The organism is Stenotrophomonas maltophilia group sp. Smal32, assembly GCF_030237085.1.
In the GTDB taxonomy this organism is placed as follows: Bacteria; Pseudomonadota; Gammaproteobacteria; order Xanthomonadales; family Xanthomonadaceae; genus Stenotrophomonas; species Stenotrophomonas maltophilia_Q.
In genome coordinates, this window is the sequence record NZ_JASJSI010000003.1 from 41,521 (window position 1) to 63,556 (window position 22,036).

Genomic DNA, 22,036 nt, shown 5'->3' on the forward strand with positions numbered 1-22,036 from the left:
CCGCGACGTCACGGATGAGCACTACCGCTGACAAGATCGCCGTGCTGGGCGCCGGTTCCTGGGGAACCGCGCTGGCCAGCCTGCTCGCACGGCACGGTCACCCGACCGTGCTGTGGGGGCGCGACGCTGCCGTGGTCGAAGCCATCGACCAGCGCCACGAGAACCCGCGTTACCTGCCGGGCATCCCGCTGCCGGACAGCCTGCGTGCCACCACCGACCTGGCGTCGGCGGTGGAGGGCGCGGCCTGGATCCTGGTGGTGACCCCGTCGCACGCCTTCGGTGAAACCGTGCGTGCGCTGGCGCCGCTGCGCCCGGCCGGTGCCGGCGTGGCCTGGGCCACCAAGGGCTTCGAACCCGGTTCGGGCCGCTTCCTGCATGAAGTAGCGCGCGAAGTGCTGGGCGAGGACGTGCCGCTGGCCGTCGTCACCGGCCCGTCGTTCGCCAAGGAAGTGACCCAAGGTCTGCCGACCGCGATCACCGTGCATGGCGACGTGCCCGAGTTCGCGCAGACGGTGGCCGAGGCGATGCATGGCCCGGCGTTCCGTGCCTACACCGGCGACGACATGGTCGGTGCCGAGCTGGGCGGTGCGATGAAGAACGTGCTGGCCGTGGCCACCGGCGTGGCCGATGGCATGCAGTTGGGCCTCAACGCCCGTGCCGGGCTGATCACCCGTGGCCTCAACGAGATGCTGCGCCTGGCCGCTGCCATCGGTGCCAAGCCGGAAACGCTGATGGGTCTGGCCGGCCTGGGCGATCTGGTGCTGACCTGCACCGGCGACCTGTCGCGCAACCGCCGCCTGGGGCTTGCCCTGGGCCGTGGCCAGACGCTGCAGGATGCCGTGCGCGAAATCGGCCAGGTGGTCGAGTCGGTGCAGACTGCCGACGAAGTGATGCGACAGGCACGCCGCCATGGCATCGACCTGCCGATCTCCGACCGCGTGCGCGCCGTGCTGCACGGCGAGCAGACACCGGAAGAAGGCCTGCGCGCATTGCTGGCGCGGGAACAGAAACCGGAATACCCGGACACACTGTTCAAGTGAATCGAAAAACCCCGGCTTCGCGCCGGGGTTTTTTCATCAGGGAGTACCCCATGCGGGTGCCGGACCGGAGACAGGCATTGATGGGTGCCAAGCTTGCTTGGCATCACGCGCGCGGCATATCCACGCATGGCGTGGATCTACTGCAACGCCCGATCACCGCGCCCGTGGCGGCGCGTTGGCGTTGTCCATGTCCGAAAAGATCAGCCACGGCCCATCGCCCTCACGCTTCAGCGTGAGCGTGAACTTGCCGGTATCGCCCACGTTGTTGCCGTAGCCGTAGGCACCGATGATGTAACCCGTGTTCCCCTCCACTGCATACGCCAACGCGCGCAACCGCAACGGGCTGCTGCCCTGGCCGGCATACGCGGCCTCGATCGCGCTGCGTCCGCGCACCGGTGGCTGGTGGCTCTGCAGCACAAAGCCATCCTCGGCGAACAGCGCGGCCAGTGCCTTGGCATCACCGGTGCGCCATGCCTGCTCGTAGTCGCGCAGCACGCGCTCCAGTGGCGCGGGCACTGCTGTATCGGCCAGGCGCGCAGGCGTCGAGCCTTCAGCTCCGAACGCCATTGCCGGCGTTGCCAGCAGCAGGGCACTGCAGAAGATCATGGCGAGTGGTGTACGGCGCATGCGTCCGGCTCCAGGCGATGACGGGAAGCTACGAACGCATCCTAGCGCGGTGCTGGTTAGAATCACGCGGCCGCCAATTCGGCGGATGCAGCGCAGATCAGACAAGGACACGCGATGAAGATGCGGATCACAGGGATGGCGATGATGGCGGCGCTGCTGGCAGCCTGCGGGCAGGCACCTGAGAAGACTGGCGGGACTGCACCTGCTGCGGCGCCAGCGCCGACGACTGAAGCACCGGCCGCCACGGCCACCGTGGTCGAGAAGGAACCGTCCATCGAAGACGGCGTGGATCCCGCGGTGTGGGACAACGAAGGCGAACCGGAAGACCCGGACGCCGGCGGCGAACTGACCTGCGCGGACAATCCGCTGGCGACCCACTTCTTCACCCTGGTGGGCGGCAACACCGTGGACGACTGCGGCCGCAAGGACCCGAAGGTGCTGGCCGCGTTCGATGCGCTGATGAAGGGCACGCAGGACGCCGAATCCACCGACAAGGACATTCCGTCGCTGCGCAAGCGCCTGTTGAGCGGACCCAGCGGCCCTGGCGAGCTGGTAGTGCTGCAGGGCGAGCCGTGGTGGTTCTACACCGCCTGCCAGGCCCACGATTGCCCCGGCACCGCGTTGGCGATGCTGTACTCGCCCGATCAGTCGAAGCTGGTCGGCCGTCTTACCGCGCGCTGCCGTGTGTGGTGGCTGGGCGAACCGACGGCGGAACAGCGTGCGCAGATCGAACAGCGCCAGCCCCTGCAGGATGCCGCGTTGAAGGAAGACAGCGCGCTCTGCGAGTGATGTGGCGCGCTCTGCAGCGCCGGGCCGTGCCCGGCGCTGCAGTGAGCGTTGTTCCCCGTATCACCCTTCCGGCCGCATGCGTGCACTGACCTGTGCGGCCAGCGACAGACTGGCCATCATCAGGCCCTCCATCACGCGGTCGCCCACGTACTCCTCGTCGGGTCCGTTCTGGCGCACGCGCTCGGCAGCCAGCAGCATTTCCAGCGCCACGCGCAGCCCGGCCAACGCACAGTCCGCGTCGGCCAGCGCCATGCGGCGCCCTGGCATCTGATGACGTTCGGGCCAGGGCTGGCCGTCGGCGGCCGCGCCCTTGCCGATGCGGTCGAGCGTGGCGATGAAACCGTGCGGATCGTGCGGGTGCGGTGTTTCCGAGGGCGCGTCCGCGTTGGCGGGCACGTACTGCGCGCGCAGGCGGGAGGATTCGGGTGTGCTCATGGCAAGGGCTCCGTGCAGGACAGACGGCAGCCGCCACGCAGAGGTGGCAGGCGGAGACGTGGCTCGAAAACCGGGAGATCACGAACAAGACCGGCAGGCGCAAGGCCTCCACGCTCCGCCCGCCATGGCCGGCAGACGGATTACCGACCGGCGCCACACAAGGTGACGCCGGCCGGCAAGCGCAAAACAACGTTCGTGATCTGACGGGTTTTCGAGTCCCGGCCACCCTTTTCCGGTGGCACGTCATCTGTACCGCCGTCGCTGCGCAACGCCAATCAGACAAGTTGCAAACAGCATTCGATCGAAGACGCTTTCAGCATTCTTGCATGCTGTTGAGTTGCCGAAGATCGAGGCGGCGCAATGGCCGCAGCGGCTTTGGCAATATGCGACACGGATCGAAGTTGAGGGTGTGGCGTGGGGCGGCATCACCAAGGCAATAGCGACAGCGGCACGTCGGATCGGACATCGACACCGCAGGACCACGCTGGCCGCGCGCCTGATCTGTCAGCGCTCCCCGCGCCTCTCATACCAGCCCTGAGTACGGCTCACGATCCGCACCACGGACAGCATCACCGGCACCTCGATCAGCACGCCCACCACGGTGGCCAGCGCCGCCCCCGAATGCACGCCGAACAGTCCCACCGCGCTGGCAACCGCCAATTCGAAGAAGTTGCTGGCACCAATCAACGCCGAAGGGCCGGCCACGCAATGCGCCACGCCCAGGCGACGATTGAGCAGGTAAGCCAGGCCGGAAGTGAAATAGACCTGGATCAGGATCGGCACCGCAATCAGTGCGATCACCAGCGGCTGCTTCACGATCTGCTGGCCCTGGAAGCCGAACAGCAGGACCAGTGTGAGCAGCAGCGCACACAGCGAGACGGGCCCAAGCTTGCGAAGCACCCGCTGCAACGCTGCCTCGCCACGACGCATCAGGATCCAGCGCCGCAGCAACGCAGCCACCAGCACCGGCGCCACGATGTAGAGGCCCACCGACAGCAGCAGCGTATCCCACGGCACGGTGATCGCCGACAGGCCCAGCAGCAGTGCAACCACCGGCGCGTAGGCAACCACCATGATCGCGTCGTTCAACGCCACCTGGCTCAGGGTGAAGTTGGCATCACCGCGGCACAGGTTGCTCCACACGAACACCATGGCGGTGCAGGGTGCGGCTGCCAGCAGGATCAACCCGGCGATGTAGCTGTCGATCTGTGCTGCTGGCAACCAGTCGGCGAAGGCATGGCGCAGGAATAGCCAGCCCAGCAGCGCCATCGAGAATGGCTTCACGGCCCAGTTGATGAACAGCGTTACGCCGATGCCCTTCCAGTGCTGCTGCAACTGGCGCATCGCAGCGAAGTCGACCTTCAGCAGCATCGGGATGATCATCAGCCAGATCAGCACCGCAACCGGCAGGTTGACCTTGGCGACCTCTGCGGATGCCAGCGCGGCAAAAGCGCCGGGCAGGACGTGGCCCAGCAGGGTGCCAGCCGCAATGCACAGCACAACCCACAGCGTCAGGTGTCGCTCGAACAGGCTCATGGCACCGTCACTGCACGCCGTCGGTCGGCAGCAGCCGGCCGATCCGGTCCAGCGCCTGCTGCAGCGCCGTGCGGTCGGACCACACCGATTCGGGCAACGCGAGCAATGCACGCAGTCGCAGCTTCACGATGGCATGGGCCTGCGCGAATGCTGCGGCCTTGTCGGCATCGCTACCCGCTACGGCCGCCGGATCGGGCAGGCCCCAGTGGCTGCGGACGAAGTCACCGAACACCACAGGGCAGGCCTCCGCTGCGGCTGCATCACACACGGTGATCACCAGATCCATCGGTGCTGCATCCACGAACTCATCCCACGACTTGCTGCGCAGCCCTTCAATGGGCATTCCTTCGGCCTGCAACTGGGCCAGCGCGAAGGGGTTGATCTGGCCAGTGGGCTGGCTGCCCGCACTGAATGCGCTGAAGCGATCGCCGCCCCAGGCGCGCAGGGTGGCTTCAGCAAGCACGCTGCGGGCGCTGTTGCCGGTACAGAGGAACAGGACAGAACGGGTCATGGGCAATCGCTTCGATGGGGAAGGTCGTGTGCGGTGTCAGCACTTGCACGCAGGTGCTGCGGGTGCGCACTCCGCGTCAGGCGAGCCCGCGCAGCAGTTGTGCGTCAGGTACTCGATCAAGCCGTTCATGGCGCCGAAGTTGGCCCGATAGCAGACATGGCGGCCCTGGTTTTCGCTCTCCACCAGCCCGGCCTGCACCAGCTCCTTCAGGTGGAAGCTGAGCGTGGCTGGGGGCACCTGCAGGGCCGTGGCGATGTCGCCCGCCATGCGACCTGCCGGGCCAGCCTCCACCAGCAGGCGGAAAGCCGCCAGGCGGGTGGCGTGACCCAGGGCAGTCAGGGCGGCGATTGCATTCAACGTTTCCATATTTCTAGAATAGTCGAATGAATAAGCCGATCACAAGTACCCACCTGCCCAACCTGGTGGAATCGTCATTGCCCCAGCCCGATCACCGCCAGCTCGCCGCCGCCGATCTGGGGCCGCCACGCATCCTCCTGCTCTACGGCTCACTGCGGCCGCAGTCGTTCAGCCGCAAGCTGGCGCTGGAAGCCGAACGGCTGCTGCGTCACCTGGGGTGCGAGACCCGGGTGTTCGATCCGCATGCGCTGCCCATGCTGGACAGCGTGGACACGAGCCACCCCGAAGTGCAGCGGCTGCGTGCGTGGTCGCAGTGGTCGGAAGGCCAGGTCTGGGTCAGCCCCGAGCGGCACGGGACGATCACCGGTGTGTTCAAGAACCAGATCGACTGGTTGCCGCTGGAAGATGGCAGCGTGCGGCCCACACAAGGCAGGACGCTGGCGGTGATGCAGGTGAGCGGCGGTTCGCAGTCGTTCAACACGGTCAACACGTTGCGCGTGCTCGGCCGGTGGATGCGCATGCTGACCATTCCCAACCAGTCGTCGGTGGCCAAGGCCTGGCAGGAATTCGATGACGATGGGCGCATGAAGCCCTCGCCGTACTACGACCGCGTGGTGGATGTGATGGAGGAGCTTGTGAAGTTCACGCTGCTGACGCGAGGGCGGTCGGACTACCTGGTGGACCGCTACAGCGAGCGCAAGGGCGCCGCGCACGCCGCTGCATTGGCGAGGGCCGCAGGGGCTGCGGCTTCCTGAATTCCAATTCGCCGATCGACGTATTACTTGCTTGCGCGCCGCGCGCCCTTCTCGTCTTCGTCCTTCGCATCCCCGCGGCTCTGCGCGAATTCCGGAAAGGTCTTCGCGATCGAATCCTTGTCCGGCAGGATGTAGAACACGCCGCCCTTCTCGAACATGGGCTGCACGATCTGCCCGTAGAACGCGGGCGAGACGTTGATGCAACCGTGGGTGACGCGGTTGTCGTCCGGCGTGGGCGATGCCAAGCGCTCGGCGCGCTTCTCCTTCGGGCTGCCCGGTGGCAGCGGATGCATTGAAACGGCCGAATCGTAGTCCACCCACAGCACGCGCCCGGCATCGTCGGAGGGGCCGTAGCCACCAATGAAGCGGCCGGCCGGCGTGGTGCGGTCGTGGCCAGGAATCGCGCTCAGTGCGAGCTTGGCGACGCCGGGTGCGGAGTGGTCGCCGATGGCCGAACCGAACAGCGCCGGTGCCGCGCCACGCAGCTTTCCGTCGCCGCTGAAGATCAGAACCTGCGCCGCCGCCTTGTCCATGACTGCAAACGGATAGCCCTGGTTATCCTTGCTGGCCACCACCCAGCCGGCCAGTTCGATCACCGTTTCGGACACGCCCTGGTCAGGTGGAAGTTCATCAACGGCGGCCACCGGTGGTGCAGGTGCGTCCTTGTCCCTGGCGTTGGCTACGCCGCTGCATGCAACGACCAGCGCCATGGCCAGTGCGGCATGGAGGGCGCGGCGTGCAGGGGAGGAGTAGGTACGAATGGGACGGCTCCTTGCAATGCAATCCTGGGTGGAAGGACGCCAGTGGCCGGCGAAGGCCACTGGCTCCCGATACAGAGGTGGATCAATTCAAACAGTGAGGGAGCAATTACCCGCGCGGCTTGCGGCCGGCCGGTGCCCTTTCAAGCTGCTGCACGCGACCTTCGATCTGGTCCAGACGCTGGTTGGCCTGCTGCGCGGACTGGTTGGCGGACTCCGCGCTCTGCGCAGCACCCTGCACCTTTACGTCGAGCTGATCGAGACGCGAGTTGATGGTTGCAAACTCGTTCTTGTAAGAGGCGCAGGCGCCAAGGCTGACGGTGGCGATGAGCGCTACAGCAAGTGCGCGGGCCGTCTTCATGTGTTGCGGGTTCAGGTTCATTGCACTCCCTCCTTCGTCTGGGGAAGCTGGAATATAGCGGCGTTTGTTCCCGCTGCTGACAAGCGCTTTCAGCTGAAATTTGAATACGTGGATGGGTTGTGAAGTCCGCTTCTGACCCAGCATTAACAAGCGGGATCAGGCGAGCTGATGTACGCCGGCCGATCGCCTTGTGCCTGTTCAGAACAGCCAATTCATCTGTATGAAGCCGATATCACCCTGTGAGGCTTTCGCGTGTTCATACAGGCTGCAAACACGGATTGCCCGTTGCCCGGTAGATCGGCGCGTATGGCTACTTCAAGGCCGGCAGCGTGAAGCCACTGCCGTAGACAATGCCAACGAGGGTCTGCAGGAAGTCAGAGGTTGGAATGCGCTCGCCATTGGTGGAGTACGCGATCGACACATCATCGGCAGGGTTGTAGATGACGCGCGAATGAGAGCCCAGTACATCGCCAGCGTGGCCCAGGAAGCGCTGCTCACCGAACGGGAACTCGGCCAGTCCTTTTCCCCAGCCCGCGCCGGCAACCGGCGTCATCCGGTCGAGGCTTTCCCTGCGCAGCAACCGGTTGTGGAACAGCGCGTTGATCAGCACGTTCAGTTCGCGCGTGGTGCCGGCGATGTCGCCCACGCCGATGACGTTGGTGTACGCGATGTCCTTGATCTCGTTCCACTGCCCTGCGTATGCATAGGACTTGAAGGTGTTGGCGGTGTGCGACGGTGCTGCAGCGAAGTGCTGCAACGCCAGCGGTTCTGCAATCTGCTGTTCGACGATGTGCTGGTAGTCGGTGCCGTAGCGCTGTTCCAGGATCATCCGCAGCAGCAGGTAGGCAGAGTTGGAGTAGGCCACGCGCGTCCCCGGCTCGAACGCAGTGCCCTGCCTTCGTATCTCGTCGAGGATCCGTGCCTGGCTAACCTCGTCCACCACCCAGACCGCGCCGTCCTTTATCGCGAAGTTGCCCAGGCCACTGGAATGCGCCAGCAGATGGCCAACGGTGATCTGCTGCGCCGACGGCATGTCGGGGAAGAAGTCCGACAGGTGATCGTCCAGGCTCAACCGGCCTTCTTCGACCAGCTTGAACGCCAGGATGGCGGTGACCATCTTGGTCACCGAGGCGATCTGGTAGCGGGTGCTGTCGTCGTGCGCGACGGGCGGCAGGCTGTTCTGCCCGAAGCTTCTGTTGTAGACCTCGTGGCCATTCCTGAAGATGGATACGCTGCCGACGCCTGCGTTGCTTTTCTCGACCTGATCGAGGAAGTCATCCAGCGTGCCCGCATTGACCCCCGCCGCGGAGGCGGCTGCATGCGCACCGTGCGCAAGCATCGGCATCGTGAGCAGCAGAAGCAGGCAAGCCAATCTCTTCATCTCGCGACCCTGGGTTGGATTGATGCGTACTAGACGGGCAACCAAAGGTTTGTCGCCATCCGCAACCATAGGTTGAGCCAATTTCCTGCTTCCATTGGCGCAACTATGGTTGTCAAGCACTCATAGTCTCCCCCGCTGACCGGCAGGAACCCAGTTCCATCGAGGGAAGCGTATTCAGGTCCGATCTAGCGGAAAACCTATGCTTGCTCCCATTCAGCTTCATTCCCTGCGTTGACGTTGATTCCAGTGCCGCGTTGGGTTCCTGTCCAATACGCCCATTCAGAGGGAACCGTTGTCATGTCCGGCCGTTGGGGTTGCAGCCGTAGCGGTTGCGTCCTTGAAGCCCTTTGCTTGGAGATCGGCACGAAGGCTCTTCAAAGCTGTTGCAGGGACAGCCAACCACAGCAGATCCCTTGCCCGGGTCACAGCCACGTACCCGATTCGCCCGTCCTCGGTGGAACCTCCGCCTAGCAGTGCAGATACATGCGGTTTCGTTGCCATGTAGAGGACGGCATCCAGGCTTTCGCCTTTGACCTGGTGCACGGTACTGATTTTGACCCGCAAGGGCTGATCGGCACCTAGGTCAGGCGGGCTCATTAGCGGTGAGCCGGGCAAACTCCTCTTCGAGAGCCGAGCACCGAGCGTGGACGATGTGTGGTTGAGACCGTGGGCTGTGCTCAGATTGGTCATCAGGACCCTTATACGTTGCAACAGTGCCGGCTGCCAATCGCTAACAGCGGGCAGCGCCGCGCTGGGCAGGCCCGAGACCGGATCTCGCGTAAAAGCCCAAATGACACGACGAAGTGCTCGTTCCTCTGGGTACCTGGCAGGCTGAGTCAGGCGAGCAACGATGCCCTTGGGCGCGTTGTCGGTCAAACCCATGATGGCAGTTGCCACGAGTCTGAATGCTGTTGAGTAGTCGGAGTGGATATCGCGCGCCATCGCTGCCTGGGCAAGGATCTTGGTCGTTCCCACGCCAGGCGCACCCTCATGCCCAGCCAGCTCGTTGGCCCACTTGCGTGCGCGGCAGAGCACGGCGGAGCGTGCTGGGTCCAACCCAGCGGAGACCAGTGTTGCCTGGAAGGCCGCCATGACCTTCTTCGTATCGGCAGTCGTGTACGGAACGAAGTAGGCCCCGTGGAGCGTAGGTGGCGCTGTCCTATCCGGATCGTCCGTACGTGCCGAGATTGCGTTGGCGAGATCGAGTATGGCCGGCACGGACCGATAGTTCCGCGTCAGGGCGGCCGCAGAAACACCGGGTTTGCTGTGGTAGCTGGACAGGAACGAGCCGGTCGCGCCCATGAACTCGTAGATGCCTTGATTGGGATCCCCAATAAGGGAAATCTGAGAGCCTGCTTGGCTGAGCCTCTCAATGATCACCTGGTGCAGAATGCCGATATCCTGGGCTTCATCAATGAGGATGTGGGGATAGCGACGCGCAAGGACTCGGAGGATCTCGGGTTGTTCGCGGAGGGTAAGGTCGACCCAGTAGCGCGCCAGCTCGTGGGTGTAAGCCCCCAGTTTTCCCAATGCTGCGGCAACCTTTGGGCCATTGTTGATCCTCGCCAGCATGCCGGAGTTCTGATAGAAGAAGCCCGTTGCAGCTCCAGAAGGGCCTATGACAACGCGATGGATATGCCCTTGGGGCACTGGGTAGCTATCGGTTCTCGGCGATTCCACCCAGAAGCGATAGTCCTTACCTAAAAGGAATGACTCGCTCCCTGATAGCAAGAACGGGGTCGTGGTACACCCCATCGTCCGATGGGCGTGGGGTCGCAGAATATTTGTCGTAATGAACCCGTCCAATGTGTCGATCTCGACACGCTGGTGGGACGGGATCTTGAGCGATCCCATTGCGAGTGCCTGGTACTCGCGCCTGAAGGTCTCCACGGCGATGTTCGAGAAGGACAGGAGCGCAACCCGGCCCCGGTGATCACCGAGGCATTGACGTATGTGGGCCAGCCTACGTACAGCCGTGAAGGTCTTCCCACTTCCCGCGCAAGCAATGACCGACATCGGATGCAATGGTGCCGTGATGATCTCACCCTGTTCAACTGAAGGAGTAGTATCCGTGCTCATTCGTCTTCAGCCTTCTTCGGGCCAGGCTGACAAGCGTGCTCGACTGCAGCCTGGATATACTCCGGAACAGTGAATTCTTCCTTTTTCGCCTTGGCGATCAGGTACGCCAAAGCTTGTGCAAAGCGCCCCTTCTGGACGTTTCCGTTCTTCCTCTCGAACATCCCGCTGAACAGTACGCGAGCCTTCTCTGCATCTCCCGTAGCGGCGTCTACCTTCTTCTCCAGGTTCGCAGAAATCTTCGGGTGTAGCTCCTTAAGCGCCGCAAGCATGATCTTGCGATTGCTGGCGTACAAGGCCAAGTCATACTCAAGCGTCTTCAGCCCATGGAAGATCTTGAGATATGAATCCGCGAACCTGAGCATATTCAAGGTGTTGGCGGACACCTGCACCTTGTCGCCGATCGAAGGGTAGACAGGGGCCGCCTTCTTCTTTCCACTTGAGGTCCCATCTTCCGGCGCATGGTCGTCTGCTTCTGCGCTGCCATCGCCCTTTTCCTCTTCCTCTTCATCCTCTTCACTCGGACCTGTTGGGTCCGCATCCGTAAGTACGGAGACAGGAATCTTCAGCGCCTTCTCGCCGAACAGTGGAATGAATGAGTCGAAGTTGAGACCTTCAACGCTGATGAGGCTTACCCCATGCTTACGTAGATCGTGACCGCACTTCTCGGCGAGCACACTGACAAGGACCAATTCCGCCGCACCCTCGACCAGGATTGCGCGGCGCGCAAAGAAAAGCTCAGCCCGAGTGACGTCCAAATAGCGCTCAAGCTTCTCACGCTTTCCGACAGAAAACTTGATGTCTCGGGGAAAGAAAGTCTCCACCTTGATTCCGGTGTCAACAAGACAGGTGAGACTGTCGAGGTTGGCGATGCTGGCAAAGTTGGGTGAGTGGCTGGTAACGAACAGCTGGACAGGCTTCTCTTTGTCCACTGCCTTGATGGTCTCAAAGTATCCCAGGAGCACAGCCTGCAATTGGGGATGCAGATGTGCCTCGGGCTCCTCAATGATCAGGCCTCGATAGCTAGCTTGCGGGTTCTTGGTCAGCTCGCTGAGAACGACCGCCATGAAGATCAGATTGTTGAATCCGAGCCCATTTTGCTCAAGCTCGAACAGATCTACGGTAAGAGAGAGACGCGAAGCCAGGCGTTGGAAATCGCTGACGCTAACCCCCAGCTCGAGCAGCTGGGACAGCTGTGGCCCCAACATCTCGGAGTGGCGAGTCGTTATCGCCTTATGGGTGCTCACAATCGGCGCTTTCGTCTTGAGCTCATCATCCAGCAGCTTCAGTGCCTTATTGATCTCGATCTTGCCATCGTCATCAACGAGCAGCTGAAACAGTCGGGACAGCTGGCTTGTGCGGCCGGGCCTAAGAGCCTGAGAAGCATCGCGCAGGGGCTGTAGATAGACGCCACGAAGGTTTTCCATCATGTCCGCTGTCAAGCCGACATCATCATGGTCTCCGCACCAGCGCTTCGCTCTAAGTCGCCCCGTCTTATCCGCCTCGGAGAAGCTGATGGTGATATGCGCCTCCATCTGCCCGTCCTTGGCAGGCTTCAGGGCAGTCATGAAGTCAGCTTCATCATCGGGGCTCAACCCTCGGAAGATGTACTTGAACACGATGTTGCCGCTAGGCGATCCTGTCTTCGGCCGATGAATATCGTCTGAGTCCAACCGCGGGTAAGGTTCATCGTGCCCGGCAAGGAGAGACCTCAGCGCATCGACAATGGCGGTCTTGCCCGCGTTATTCGCACCAACCAGGACGTTCAGTCCACTTTGGAAGTGCAGTACAGCGTTGTTGATCTTGCGAAAGTTCGAGATAGACAGCTCTGCCAAATACACCCTGATGTCTCCTTGTGCTCATGGCGGCGTAGCCGCCTCCTGTCCCAAACTGCAGCACGACGATGGCCGGCTGACAGCCCCTATCTACCTGGGCAGATTCTACTCAATTCAGGGAAATTGGACGTTCCGGCAACCCTCGTACGCCCATCGCCTTTTGGTTCCCCGGTCCCTCAGGCAAGTAAGGGGCGACGTCGGATCCATCCCCCAGCGAAGGCAGGGGGTACCACTGGTAGCAGTGCCTTTCAGCGCACCGACGCGCGATGAAGTGGCAGGCCCTATTCGGTCAATGCGGTGATTGCGCTTGTACATGGTGGCGGAGTTTGATTGGCGAAGGCCCTCATGAAGGACAACAGTTTGTTATCGCAATTCGTAACACTGATGTCCCCGGATCGCCAATTCTTTCGGGAACGACCTGGCGTAGCCTTCTCTTCCAGCAGCGCTGTCCATCTGCTGCCTTGAGTCAATCAACTTCTCATATCTGGAAACTGGGCTGTAGCCACCAATCCGAATTTGCAGTGTTCTCGGAATTTCAAAGCCTGTCATTCAGGGCCCGCTCTCATGGCTGACGGATGCGCGCCTTGTCGCCGCCGTCAGCAACGCTGGCCGGGTAGCGCGCCGGATGGCCGCCGACGGCCTGCAGGGTTGGCCACACCGCAAGCGTCGCGGGCGGCACGCAACTCCGGCCAGGACACCGCCGGGGGGGGTCAATCTGCTTGAACGCGATTTTCTCGCGCTGGAGCCGGAAACCAAGTGGGGGACAGATATTACCGAGATCGAGACCCAGCAGGGCAAGCTGTATCTGGGGATCGTGCTGGATCTGTACGACCAGCGCATCATGGGCTCGTCAATACACGATCGACAGGATCGCCAGATGGTGACCCGGGCTGTGCAGATAGCGGTGCGGCAGCGTCAAGGAAGCGATGAGGTAATCCTGCATTCGGATCGAGGCAGCCAGTTCCGCAGCCGCGACTACCAGGGGCATCTAGCGGCTAACGGGTTGATCTGCTCGATGAGCGCTGTGGGTCATTGTGGCGACAACGCGACCTGCGAAGCCCTCTTTGGGCCACTCAAGCGTGAGCGGATCTATCGAACGAACTGCGCCACAAAGTATGCAGCACGAGCGGATGCGTTTGACTACATAGAGCGACGCCATAACCCAAGGATGCGACGAAGGGTCGCCAGGCAGGACCAGAAGGTTGCAGCTCTTTTAGAACCGTCCGTGATATCGGGGTAGAACCCCGCGGTTGAACAACCCGCTCGGCTGCGCAGGGAAGTGATGTCTTCTTCTGGCCTTCTTCAGCGGCACGGGAAGGGATCACCGGAAGCTCGGAAGGCCGGAGAGCGCATGGCCTTTGTAATAACAACTGCGGTCCGGGCGCACTCTCTAGCGATCTCTGCCGAAATGGCGAATCTCTTCAGAACTTCACTTGCTACGCCCCGCTCGCGCATGCCGCTTTTAAGCAGGGTCATGGACAGGGCCATAATTCTGCTCGCCATGTTCCGACCCGCAAGAAGGTCCTGGCCAGGTTGCCTCTGAAGATCTAGGTAGACGCTGAATGACGGCGCACGGTGGATAGAACTTTTTCGTTTAGAAACCAACAATAGGCTAAGGAACTGCTGGCTAGGGAACACACGCGTATTGGCCTTGCAGAGCGCGTGGAGCACGACTTCGAATTTCCTCGCCTGAGCCCCCCAGTCCTCTAGATCAAACGCGATCTCACCGTCCACCTCATGGCCTGGAAACAATGAAGTCGATGAGGCCGGAACTGGTTCGGTCAAAATTCCGATAATGTCAACAGATTTGATGGCGGATAGGTTGAGTAGCGTTCTGAAAGTGGTGGTAGTTCGTCTGAAGCGAATTGCATCCCTCCAGAACCTGTTATGAACGATCTTCAGCCTATCCAATGTCCCATCTTGAAGGAGCCCATCAAAGAAACGTTGATAGTTCTCCGCAGGAATAACCACATCAGGGTTGGTTGCGGTCCAGCGTACGACGTCCTCGATCGAGGCGTTGGCCCAGGACTGAAGTGCGCTCGGCCTCTCGTGCGTGGTTGCGCGCGCTAGGCTGCAACCGCAATAGGCGCACGAGGCCGCGTTGCCCCTTCGCAACTGTTGACTGTTGCCGCATTCTTGGCAGCGATCAATGATTCTGACTGAGTGCAAGGAGCAATGCGAGTAGTGAAGGAAGTTCCAGATGAGCCTCTCACTTAGACCGTTACTCTCGCCAGCCTCCAGCAGGCACTCAGGACACCAGCGGCGATTGATGCCAGCAAGGCCGCCATCCCGCATCTGCAGGACATTAATGAAAGGCGAGAGCGTGCAGCCGACCAGGCGTTGGTTAGTCAGCTGCTCTAGCGCGCGCGCGCGGTTAAGGCTCACCTGCCCTGGTCCCACGAAGCTATTTCGCTCACTCAGTCCATTTCTTGGCTGACCCGCAACTTTGTCAAGCACTCCTGCGAGGTGTGTCTTTGTAAACCCGGTCGTTTCGCACATCCTCTGGAAGTACCCTCCAAGTGACTCAGTCTGGGCGGTGGCTCCGTCGATCGGTGCAATTGGCGGCAGTGCTGTCCACCGATACCGCATGTGTGCCGTAGTCATTTTCGCTCTACTCCCCCGTACCCATGCGCTTCAGGAAGTCAGCAATTCTTTTCTCACCATTCAAGGGCCTCTGATCCGCAAGCTTGTTGAAGGCCAGCACGCTGCTCCACACGGTTCCAAGCTCCTTCTCGCTTGAGGAGCTGGCGTGCAAGTGCGCTTCAGTGATGCTGTTCGCTCCCTCATTCTTTCGGCGGAGCTCAGCCCTATGGACGACGTCGATAGTGGGACCGAACACGCCAGCACCATTGGCGTACATCAAATCAGTATTCTTAACGAGGAGCTTGGGATCGGACAGGTTGAAGCTCTGCCCGATACCCTTCAGCACTGCAACGAAATCCCGCTCGTCTTGGGAATTCTTCAGGTTATACGGCCGGATGTAGACGAACCGGGATCGATTCCAGACGTCGGGGTGTCCCGCCCACAAACTCTCCGCAGTGTGGGTAGCCAGCATCACTATGACGCAGCCGATTTCTTCAATCAGTCGCACAAGGTTCGACATGTACCCATAGCTGGTTTGATGAAGATGCACCATCGTCAAGGTTGCCGCTTCTTCCAGGAAGATGTACTTAAGTTGACGTTGTTTCGCCACAGATTCGAAGCTGTGCTGCAATCTCGGCTGCGACTGCGTTGCCCTCACTCTCTTCCACAGCTGATTGTTTACCTCTGCCTCCGCCTGGACATGGTGCGCATCAGTACTGACCGATCGGTCCTTGTTCTCCAGCCAGCCGAAGTCGGGTTCCACCACGGCGTGATGGAGGCGCAGCGTGAGATCCTTGGAGTTGAACTTTCCCCGATCATTGGCCATTGCACGCACCGATATCAAAGGAAGCGTGCCAGCTGGCCAGAGGCTCTGCTTCCCGGCAAGGACGGGAAGAATAGCTTTTCTGATCTCACTCTTGCCCGAGCCAGAAGGAGCCAATGCCCAGACGAACGTACCTGGGCGCGCACCTTGGATGGCATTCAAGAGTTCGGAGTAAGCCGTCCTCATGCGGCTATGATTCACAAAAGGAATTCCAGAGTTGCTGTCCACTATCGGTTCCTGTGAATTTGAATGACTGGCGCGGGCTTGCCCCCGATTACACAAGCTACGGCGACTCAATGTCGTCAAAGTCATCCATGGCTCGCTTCTTGATTCCGCGCAGAGCGATCTCGTCAAGAGCGTCATTTGATTGCGAAGGGAGGCTACTGGAGTCCGCCTCCCCCGGCTTGGGATGAGCCGCGGTGTTGGGCTTCGCGTTCGCGGCTGCCGTACGCATCGCCTGAGCGTGCCTTGCGGTCTGCTTTGCTTCGCGGAGCGATGGCGCGTAGAGCTGGTCATACATACCCCTGAACGACCGCTCAATCAGGGTGGAATTGGCTAGAGGCCCGATCAAGTTGCAGAACGCCTTGAACAGTCCACGATTCGTCCTAACCCAGATGAAGCTCGGGTCCTCCGGATCTGTTCGAAGCTGCTCAACATCGAATGACGCGTCGAGCTCCCTCAGTTCATTGGAGTGAAAATACCGACCATTCACCTCGAACCCTCGTCCGGGTACATACTTGTTATTGCTGTGCGGGATCGCGGTTCTGAAGAGGAATTCTTCGTCAACCAACGCGTGCAGGCCGGCACTAGGAAAGAGAAGATCTGCGTGGGCTGCACGTTCAGCCGGACTTGCGAAGCCTTGTACAGGAACGCTCGGGAAGTGCTCATAGAGCGTTTCCTTGGCCACCGTATGAACGGTTTCAAAGCAGTGCCTGGCAGTGTTGTAGCTCTTGAACTTCCCGTCCACGCCCCGACCCGCCTTGTCGGGATCGGTGCTGCCGACAAGCTCATGGCTGACTTGGGAATTGAACCTTTTAAAGTATCGCTCTACGTTCGAGTTGAACCTCGAACCTGCCGTTGGGCAGATATGGATTGAGAACTGATATCGCAAAGCCAGAGCTATGAGAAAGTGCGACTGATTCTCCGTTCCCCGATCGACAAAGATGCTGTTGAACAGTCGTCCATGTCTGCGGACGTAGTTCCGTATCAGGATGGCCAAACCATCGCGCCGTGCTGGCCCGAAGACAACGGAATGCGCCATTGGCAAATCAGTCGCCTCATCTGTTCCTAGATAAATCAGAGGGGACTCTGCGCTTGCACTCATTCCATCGTCGCGCACCACCCTGACGTCAACTTTGGTACTGTCGACGTGCAGGACTGCATGTTTAGCTAAGGCTGTACCCGACCGGTCGCGCGCGTCCGAGCGCGGCCGTTGCTTTTGGTAGCCACGCATTCCCTGCGTTGCAAGGACCTTACGCAGCTCCAGGCGCGGATCAGCGAGCCTGCGTTCGAAGGCCTGGCGGCTCTGTGGCGACTCGCCGTCAGATTCACAGGCCTCCTTGAGCGCAGCGTATGCGTCCTTCTTCTGTGAATACTTGCCTGCGGCGTATGCGCGAATTGCCTCAGCCGTCCGCTTCTCCTGAACGGGGGTAAGCCGGCTCATTCGGTTGCCGCTTGCATGAAATCTGGTAAGGCACTGCTCAAGTTCGTTTTCACCTCTGCTTCGCGCCTCGGCTACATTCCGCGCTACCCCACGCAGGTGTTTGGGGACGGCTGTACCCTTCGCATGCGCGGATTGAATCAATGCCAGCCGCTTTTCGGCGTGGGTGGCGTCGACTAGCGTCGCCGTTGCGAACGCAGAGTTCAGTTGATTGCGAGAGTGCCTGGCAACCTCAAAGAAGTTGCTTCCTATCTCAATAGCCTGAGCCTGACTCAAGGTTAAAAAGAAGTTGCTCGTGTCCGTGAGCGGAACATGCTCAACTGGACCGAAGGCCCAGCGGGTTCCAAGCAAAAGCGCCGCCTGGCTCAGGTTGAATCCCTCGATAGTCTCAATCATCCAATCGAGGCTCTTGGGGCCGTCGGCGAGATGCGCATGGATGCGCCTGCCCAAGACTTGAGCCGCGTCGGCAGGTACCATGCGCACTTCGTTATAGATGACCTGCAGGTTCCGAAGTGGCGTGTCGACGCGGGACGGACTGAGCCACAGGACGTGCTCCATGCCGCGCTGCCTTGCCCAAGGACCATAGGCAAGGTTCTGAAGATTTCCATCGACATCAATCCATTCACCGGACTTTGCCGTAAGCAAGCTGTCACGAGCGGAGGCGGCCTTGCATTCGACCAGCTCAACGCGACGGGTGCGGACGACCAGAAAATCCAAGGTGCCGCTCCTTACATGACTGCCAAGTCTCACTCCCTTACAGGCGACCTGCGGGAAGTAGCCAAGCACATCCGGATCCAGCTCCAGAGTCAGCGCGAACAGATGTTCAACGGTATGACTCTCCAGCGTGATCAGCTGGCCACATTTCACTGAGTTGAAGTGGGTCACAACGTTGTTCAGCGCACCCTTTCCTGGCTTCCGCGCTGGACTCGAGCTAGCCATCTCAAGGATGTGCTCTCGCTGTTCGACAGTTAGGCCCTCATGCTCCCGCAGACGCTCGGCCAGTTCTTCTTGATTCATGGAGCCCTGCCTATCTACTGGGAGGCGGGCAGCCGCCTCCCTCCCGGAATGCCTAGGGGTTGATTCTTATCGGGGTAAGGGGGTAGATTCGGCATAGCGGTACTCATCGCTGCGCCTCAAACAGACCCCGGCCTGCCAGCCGGGGTTTGTCTTTTCTACCCCAGAGAGTGTTCTTAGCTCACCTGGAGGTCCTCCATGGGAAGATTGGGATCATTGAGTGGCCTGCGGATTGCTGACGGTCTCCGCGCTGCGCGCTGCGGTGAACAGCCATTGCGCGAGATCTCTGGAGCGGATCATGCGGCCCTTCCTCCCAGGGATGGTTGAGGTCGCTACACCCAGTCGGTTGTCATATGCCGCACGCCTGGCCGCGCCGATGCTGTTGTAGCCAAGCAGCATCCAGACTTCTGAGAGCCGGACATAGAGCCCGTACTCCTCCGCCACCTGCTCGGCGAGCTGGTCAGGAGTCGTTGCGCGAAGTGCGAGCGTTTGTATCGACAAGGGCACCATGTAGGCGAGCATCACTCACTCTCCTTCATATTGCAAACAGAGAGCACATTCTCATATTTGTGGTGTACAAATTATCTGATTGCGTATCAGATAATCTGATATGCATACCGCTACAGCGGTTGCCATGTCAGAAAACGCAGCACGAGATGCAGTTCGTGGATTGCGATAGGATGGGCATGCTGCTGGCCGTTGAATGGGATGACGGCGCGTTGGTAGGTGTGGGGTTTTGGCACACGACGATGTGCTTCTAAGAGAAGTCGATTGGTAGATGAGCACATGATGAGCATCCCTACAGATCAGCTCAGTCGCGAAGAGCTTTCAGGCTCGGCATTAAGAGCCTTCTTCAAACTCGCTGCGAGGTGGGATCTGTCGGGACTCCAGCAGAGAACGTTGCTTGGAGGTCCCCCTGATGCTTCTTACGAGGCATGGGTGCGAGGCGATTACGAGCATATCGATGACGACATATTGATACGGATTAGCTATCTACTTGGCATCTACAAAGCTCTTCATATCCTTCTGCCGGACTCCATTCAGGCGGATGGCTGGATAAGGCGGCCGAACATGGCACCCATGTTTGCTGGGAACACCGTACTGGAGTTTCTTTGCCGCGGAGGCTTGAGCGAACTTAGGGATGTGCGATCTTACTTGGACGGGCAGGACGCCATCAGCTAGACAACGGGTGCCATTCACCTTGGGCCGCGTAACAAGTCGATGAGGTTGACCGGGTTTATGCAGACCTGGACCCATCAGTCTCCGTCGTATGAGATCACGGGGGATGAATAAGAGTCGCTGTTCTTGCAATGGACCTGGATTCAACTAAGGGGAAGCTTAGACATTCACCCTACGATTGTCCTCGATGTACGCGTCGCAGAAACTTGGCTGAGCCTCTGTCCCGGCGGTTGGCGGCTGCTGCATCGTCATCAGGTGAGCATAGCCATGGATTGCTGGAGGCCTGCAAGCCGCCAGACTGTAGGCTTCCGCGTATTCGCTCTCAACTAGTTCCGCACTGCCAGACTCAGTTTCAATTGAAGGATGTCGGGTAGACGCTAGCGTTGAGTCATCTCGGTAAGGCCACTCTCAGACATCCTCTTCGAACTCGCAGTGCACTGCATACAACACGCGGGCTGGGTCTACACTCAGCATCGCGGCCGGTGCCGCGCCCAAAAGCAACGCGTGCGGCGACAAGAACCACTCGGCCTCGCCCCAACCGGTACTGCGACGCAGACCATCCGGCTCACGCTGGAAAGGACCAAAGTCCCGCAACACTGCTAGGATCTCGACTAATCGCTCAAAGGGCTGGCCATCTGGGCGGAACTGCCAGGTCGGGTAGCGGTAGCTGCCGACGGGTTGCGTGACATACACGCCCAGCAGCTTCCCCTGACGTCGCAACTCGCTTGCACTGTGGCAGCCGCTGCCGAGCTTCAAGTCTAGCCCGGCATTGACCTGTGCTGCACTGAACCACTGTGAGGCGAGACTTTCGCGCCGTGCTGCGGCGGAATCTAGGATCTCTCGTGGGGGCGCGAAGCGAGTCATGCGAGCCTGAGCTGAACCAAAGATGGATTGCGCATGGCTACGCGTCTCCGCTCCGGGCTAGGGGGCGCAAGTCAGCGTCTGCATTACGGGTGCGATCAAGCAAACGGTGGAGTACCAGGTTGAGGCCATCATCGTCTGATGAATAGGGAGAACCGAACAACGGGACCTGGACCCAAAGGTGCTCCTGCCCAGGATGGACATAAGGGCCGTGATCATCGAGTAGTATTGCCTCGCCCAGATTTGGCGAGGCGAGACGTAGGTCTTTCGTCTTTCCCGACCACCTGATGTAGGGCAGCTCCACGAACCAGGCCGGGGTACTGCCTTCGCGAGCCAACAGCGCGGCGATGCTGCGAAAGCGATCTTCGGGAACTGTTGTGAACATCGTCAGCTGATCAAACAGCGCCTGGACTTCCTCAAGGAACCGGTAGAGTCCGGGCCTGGGAATCTGGCTGATTGCGTTTGAGATGAGCGTTCCCTCAAGGTCAAGTGCCAAGATCGTCGGCTTCATATGCTGCCTCTATTGTTGGTGCGAGCGCCCAACCTTGCTCTCCTGGCTGATCGCTGTCTATCGTGTGAGCCTACTCGTAGGCACGGGAGTGCGTCTCCCGGCGCGAGCTTGGCGCGCACAGCGAACAGGTGTATCGCAGGAGCCACAAGTTTGCGGGCATCGTTGCTATTCTCATCCAGTCGTCGACATTGCTAAGTTCTGCCTGCGGCCGTGGCGCAGTTCCGAGCGGTTCGCGCAAGGTAGCTGCAGCTGACTGACGACGATCAGTTGCTCCAGAATGCCAACGACGAACATCTTTGTTGGTCCGGCCGCGGCAATGATATATCCCAGCAATTGAGCGCAGTCTGGTGCCAGTTGTGCGCATGATACCTGCAGGTATGTAGGATCTGTTTATATAGGCTTCTATTCTGCGGGAGATTTCGCGTCATTACGATGAGTTATGGAAGTGCCAGAGTTGCGCGCTTTTCCGCGCACAACGGGAGAAGACACCCCTAATGAGCACATTTGCGCGCAAATGAGTCACATGCCAATCCAGTCCCCTGAGGAAATTGCCGAGGCCCTAGGAAAGCGGATCAGGGCGCGCCGCCTTCTGGCCAATGTGTCGCAAGCAGCGTTGTCCGACAAAGCAGGGATCTCTCGCAGGGCATTGGTGCAACTGGAGAGCGGGCAAGGATCAACTGTCCACACGCTGATCTCAACCCTTAAAGCGTTGGGCTTGGAGCAACAGCTGAGTTTTCTCGTCCCTGTCCCAACCGTTAGCCCAATGGCCATGCTGAAGGCTAAACGGCTACGCAGGCGAGCGTCCTAGAGTCAGGAGAGGCACCTGGTAGCCTCCCATGACGCGAGCGTAGCCGTCTCTTGCCCACGTCCAATTCGGCAGAGGCTCAAACTTCTCGCGAAGGTGTTTTGGGCTTTAGTGCATAGCTATTCGATAGCCTACAGTA

At 60.3% G+C, this 22,036-nt stretch carries 21 protein-coding genes and 1 pseudogene; 6 read left to right on the forward strand and 16 right to left on the reverse strand.

The window, feature by feature from the left end; genetic code table 11:
* Positions 1-14: 14 nt before the first annotated feature.
* Positions 15-1,040: an NAD(P)H-dependent glycerol-3-phosphate dehydrogenase gene (locus QRO91_RS01145; protein WP_005407597.1), complete on the forward strand. Its 1,026-nt coding sequence runs from the start codon at positions 15-17 to the stop codon at positions 1,038-1,040.
* A 153-nt stretch (positions 1,041-1,193) separates the two neighbouring features.
* On the opposite strand, the gene QRO91_RS01150 is transcribed toward QRO91_RS01145, so the two are convergent.
* The gene (locus QRO91_RS01150; protein WP_049429837.1) at positions 1,194-1,646 is read right to left on the reverse strand and encodes an SgcJ/EcaC family oxidoreductase; all 453 of its coding nucleotides are present in this window, start codon (positions 1,644-1,646) and stop codon (positions 1,194-1,196) included.
* A gap of 135 nt (positions 1,647-1,781) precedes the next feature.
* On the opposite strand from QRO91_RS01150, the gene QRO91_RS01155 reads away from it, so the two are divergent.
* On the forward strand, positions 1,782-2,456 hold the full coding sequence (locus tag QRO91_RS01155; protein ID WP_049429836.1) for an Ivy family c-type lysozyme inhibitor: 675 nt from the start codon (positions 1,782-1,784) through the stop codon (positions 2,454-2,456).
* A gap of 60 nt (positions 2,457-2,516) precedes the next feature.
* Here QRO91_RS01155 and QRO91_RS01160 read toward each other — a convergent pair whose 3' ends face one another.
* The 4 genes from QRO91_RS01160 to QRO91_RS01175 all read right to left on the reverse strand — a co-directional run bounded on the left by QRO91_RS01160 (position 2,517) and on the right by QRO91_RS01175 (position 5,304).
* Positions 2,517-2,891, reverse strand: a complete 375-nt coding sequence (locus QRO91_RS01160; RefSeq protein ID WP_100049975.1) for a hypothetical protein — start codon at positions 2,889-2,891, stop codon at positions 2,517-2,519.
* Positions 2,892-3,395: 504 nt separating this feature from the next.
* Positions 3,396-4,427: an ACR3 family arsenite efflux transporter gene (gene arsB, locus QRO91_RS01165; protein ID WP_197650226.1), complete on the reverse strand. Its 1,032-nt coding sequence runs from the start codon at positions 4,425-4,427 to the stop codon at positions 3,396-3,398.
* A 7-nt stretch (positions 4,428-4,434) separates the two neighbouring features.
* Positions 4,435-4,938 carry an arsenate reductase ArsC gene (locus QRO91_RS01170; RefSeq protein ID WP_197650225.1) on the reverse strand — a complete coding sequence of 168 codons (504 nt, stop codon included), beginning with the start codon at positions 4,936-4,938 and terminating at the stop codon, positions 4,435-4,437.
* A gap of 36 nt (positions 4,939-4,974) precedes the next feature.
* Positions 4,975-5,304, reverse strand: coding sequence for a helix-turn-helix transcriptional regulator (locus QRO91_RS01175; protein WP_049429833.1), 330 nt, complete (start codon positions 5,302-5,304; stop codon positions 4,975-4,977).
* A 17-nt stretch (positions 5,305-5,321) separates the two neighbouring features.
* Here QRO91_RS01175 and arsH point away from each other — a divergent pair, with 17 nt between their 5' ends.
* Entirely contained in the window at positions 5,322-6,050 is a 729-nt protein-coding gene (gene arsH, locus QRO91_RS01180; RefSeq protein WP_197632175.1) for an arsenical resistance protein ArsH, read from the forward strand.
* A 23-nt stretch (positions 6,051-6,073) separates the two neighbouring features.
* Here arsH and QRO91_RS01185 read toward each other — a convergent pair whose 3' ends face one another.
* The 5 genes from QRO91_RS01185 to QRO91_RS01205 all read right to left on the reverse strand — a co-directional run bounded on the left by QRO91_RS01185 (position 6,074) and on the right by QRO91_RS01205 (position 12,467).
* A complete protein-coding gene (locus QRO91_RS01185) occupies positions 6,074-6,760 on the reverse strand; it encodes a hypothetical protein (RefSeq protein ID WP_049429831.1) in 687 nt (228 codons plus the stop codon).
* Between the two features lie 157 nt (positions 6,761-6,917).
* Positions 6,918-7,190 carry a hypothetical protein gene (locus tag QRO91_RS01190; protein WP_010487149.1) on the reverse strand — a complete coding sequence of 91 codons (273 nt, stop codon included), beginning with the start codon at positions 7,188-7,190 and terminating at the stop codon, positions 6,918-6,920.
* Positions 7,191-7,479: 289 nt separating this feature from the next.
* Positions 7,480-8,550, reverse strand: a complete 1,071-nt coding sequence (locus tag QRO91_RS01195) for a serine hydrolase (protein ID WP_285310197.1) — start codon at positions 8,548-8,550, stop codon at positions 7,480-7,482.
* Positions 8,551-8,829: 279 nt separating this feature from the next.
* Positions 8,830-10,629 carry a UvrD-helicase domain-containing protein gene (locus tag QRO91_RS01200; RefSeq protein ID WP_005420906.1) on the reverse strand — a complete coding sequence of 600 codons (1,800 nt, stop codon included), beginning with the start codon at positions 10,627-10,629 and terminating at the stop codon, positions 8,830-8,832.
* Positions 10,626-12,467: an ATP-dependent endonuclease gene (locus QRO91_RS01205; protein ID WP_005420904.1), complete on the reverse strand. Its 1,842-nt coding sequence runs from the start codon at positions 12,465-12,467 to the stop codon at positions 10,626-10,628. Before QRO91_RS01205 ends, QRO91_RS01200 begins: the two co-directional genes overlap by 4 nt.
* A gap of 592 nt (positions 12,468-13,059) precedes the next feature.
* On the opposite strand from QRO91_RS01205, the pseudogene QRO91_RS01210 reads away from it, so the two are divergent.
* Positions 13,060-13,701 (forward strand): annotated as a pseudogene (locus QRO91_RS01210) (IS3 family transposase); the annotation flags it as partial.
* 62 nt (positions 13,702-13,763) lie between these two features.
* On the opposite strand, the gene QRO91_RS01215 reads toward QRO91_RS01210, so the two are convergent.
* The 4 genes from QRO91_RS01215 to QRO91_RS01230 form a co-directional block, all read right to left on the reverse strand.
* The gene (locus QRO91_RS01215) at positions 13,764-15,065 is read right to left on the reverse strand and encodes a TniQ family protein (RefSeq protein ID WP_080104368.1); all 1,302 of its coding nucleotides are present in this window, start codon (positions 15,063-15,065) and stop codon (positions 13,764-13,766) included.
* A gap of 7 nt (positions 15,066-15,072) precedes the next feature.
* Positions 15,073-16,095 (reverse strand): transposition helper protein, encoded by a 1,023-nt coding sequence (locus tag QRO91_RS01220; RefSeq protein WP_227832894.1) that lies wholly within the window; start codon positions 16,093-16,095, stop codon positions 15,073-15,075.
* A gap of 55 nt (positions 16,096-16,150) precedes the next feature.
* Positions 16,151-18,544 (reverse strand): transposase, encoded by a 2,394-nt coding sequence (locus QRO91_RS01225; protein WP_032954698.1) that lies wholly within the window; start codon positions 18,542-18,544, stop codon positions 16,151-16,153.
* 210 nt (positions 18,545-18,754) lie between these two features.
* Complete coding sequence (locus tag QRO91_RS01230) at positions 18,755-19,063, reverse strand: hypothetical protein (RefSeq protein WP_005420891.1); 309 nt, start codon at positions 19,061-19,063, stop codon at positions 18,755-18,757.
* Between the two features lie 267 nt (positions 19,064-19,330).
* Between QRO91_RS01230 and QRO91_RS01235 the strand changes: the two genes are divergently transcribed.
* Positions 19,331-19,723 carry a hypothetical protein gene (locus QRO91_RS01235; RefSeq protein ID WP_238562433.1) on the forward strand — a complete coding sequence of 131 codons (393 nt, stop codon included), beginning with the start codon at positions 19,331-19,333 and terminating at the stop codon, positions 19,721-19,723.
* Positions 19,724-20,128: 405 nt separating this feature from the next.
* On the opposite strand, the gene QRO91_RS01240 is transcribed toward QRO91_RS01235, so the two are convergent.
* The gene (locus tag QRO91_RS01240; RefSeq protein WP_005420886.1) at positions 20,129-20,584 is read right to left on the reverse strand and encodes a hypothetical protein; all 456 of its coding nucleotides are present in this window, start codon (positions 20,582-20,584) and stop codon (positions 20,129-20,131) included.
* A gap of 37 nt (positions 20,585-20,621) precedes the next feature.
* Positions 20,622-21,092 carry an NIF family HAD-type phosphatase gene (locus tag QRO91_RS01245; RefSeq protein WP_005420884.1) on the reverse strand — a complete coding sequence of 157 codons (471 nt, stop codon included), beginning with the start codon at positions 21,090-21,092 and terminating at the stop codon, positions 20,622-20,624.
* A 523-nt stretch (positions 21,093-21,615) separates the two neighbouring features.
* Here QRO91_RS01245 and QRO91_RS01250 point away from each other — a divergent pair.
* Complete coding sequence (locus tag QRO91_RS01250; protein ID WP_005420881.1) at positions 21,616-21,900, forward strand: helix-turn-helix domain-containing protein; 285 nt, start codon at positions 21,616-21,618, stop codon at positions 21,898-21,900.
* The last annotated feature ends 136 nt before the right edge of the window (positions 21,901-22,036 follow it).

Bases quoted from the DNA above. Each gene is read 5' to 3' on its own strand.
- QRO91_RS01145 (WP_005407597.1), top strand. From the start codon at position 15: ATGAGCACTACCGCTGACAAGATCGCCGTGCTGGGCGCCGGTTCCTGG.
- QRO91_RS01170 (WP_197650225.1), bottom strand. From the start codon at position 4,938: ATGACCCGTTCTGTCCTGTTCCTCTGTACCGGCAACAGCGCCCGCAGC.
- QRO91_RS01195 (WP_285310197.1), bottom strand. From the start codon at position 8,550: ATGAAGAGATTGGCTTGCCTGCTTCTGCTGCTCACGATGCCGATGCTT.
- QRO91_RS01160 (WP_100049975.1), bottom strand. From the start codon at position 2,891: ATGAGCACACCCGAATCCTCCCGCCTGCGCGCGCAGTACGTGCCCGCC.
- QRO91_RS01225 (WP_032954698.1), bottom strand. From the start codon at position 18,544: ATGAATCAAGAAGAACTGGCCGAGCGTCTGCGGGAGCATGAGGGCCTA.
- QRO91_RS01150 (WP_049429837.1), bottom strand. From the start codon at position 1,646: ATGATCTTCTGCAGTGCCCTGCTGCTGGCAACGCCGGCAATGGCGTTC.
- QRO91_RS01235 (WP_238562433.1), top strand. From the start codon at position 19,331: ATGAGCATCCCTACAGATCAGCTCAGTCGCGAAGAGCTTTCAGGCTCG.
- QRO91_RS01240 (WP_005420886.1), bottom strand. From the start codon at position 20,584: ATGACTCGCTTCGCGCCCCCACGAGAGATCCTAGATTCCGCCGCAGCA.
- QRO91_RS01200 (WP_005420906.1), bottom strand. From the start codon at position 10,629: ATGAGCACGGATACTACTCCTTCAGTTGAACAGGGTGAGATCATCACG.
- QRO91_RS01245 (WP_005420884.1), bottom strand. From the start codon at position 21,092: ATGAAGCCGACGATCTTGGCACTTGACCTTGAGGGAACGCTCATCTCA.
- QRO91_RS01190 (WP_010487149.1), bottom strand. From the start codon at position 7,190: ATGAACCTGAACCCGCAACACATGAAGACGGCCCGCGCACTTGCTGTA.
- arsB (WP_197650226.1), bottom strand. From the start codon at position 4,427: ATGAGCCTGTTCGAGCGACACCTGACGCTGTGGGTTGTGCTGTGCATT.
- QRO91_RS01250 (WP_005420881.1), top strand. From the start codon at position 21,616: ATGCCAATCCAGTCCCCTGAGGAAATTGCCGAGGCCCTAGGAAAGCGG.
- QRO91_RS01230 (WP_005420891.1), bottom strand. From the start codon at position 19,063: ATGCTCGCCTACATGGTGCCCTTGTCGATACAAACGCTCGCACTTCGC.
- QRO91_RS01175 (WP_049429833.1), bottom strand. From the start codon at position 5,304: ATGGAAACGTTGAATGCAATCGCCGCCCTGACTGCCCTGGGTCACGCC.
- arsH (WP_197632175.1), top strand. From the start codon at position 5,322: ATGAATAAGCCGATCACAAGTACCCACCTGCCCAACCTGGTGGAATCG.
- QRO91_RS01215 (WP_080104368.1), bottom strand. From the start codon at position 15,065: ATGACTACGGCACACATGCGGTATCGGTGGACAGCACTGCCGCCAATT.
- QRO91_RS01185 (WP_049429831.1), bottom strand. From the start codon at position 6,760: ATGGCGCTGGTCGTTGCATGCAGCGGCGTAGCCAACGCCAGGGACAAG.
- QRO91_RS01155 (WP_049429836.1), top strand. From the start codon at position 1,782: ATGAAGATGCGGATCACAGGGATGGCGATGATGGCGGCGCTGCTGGCA.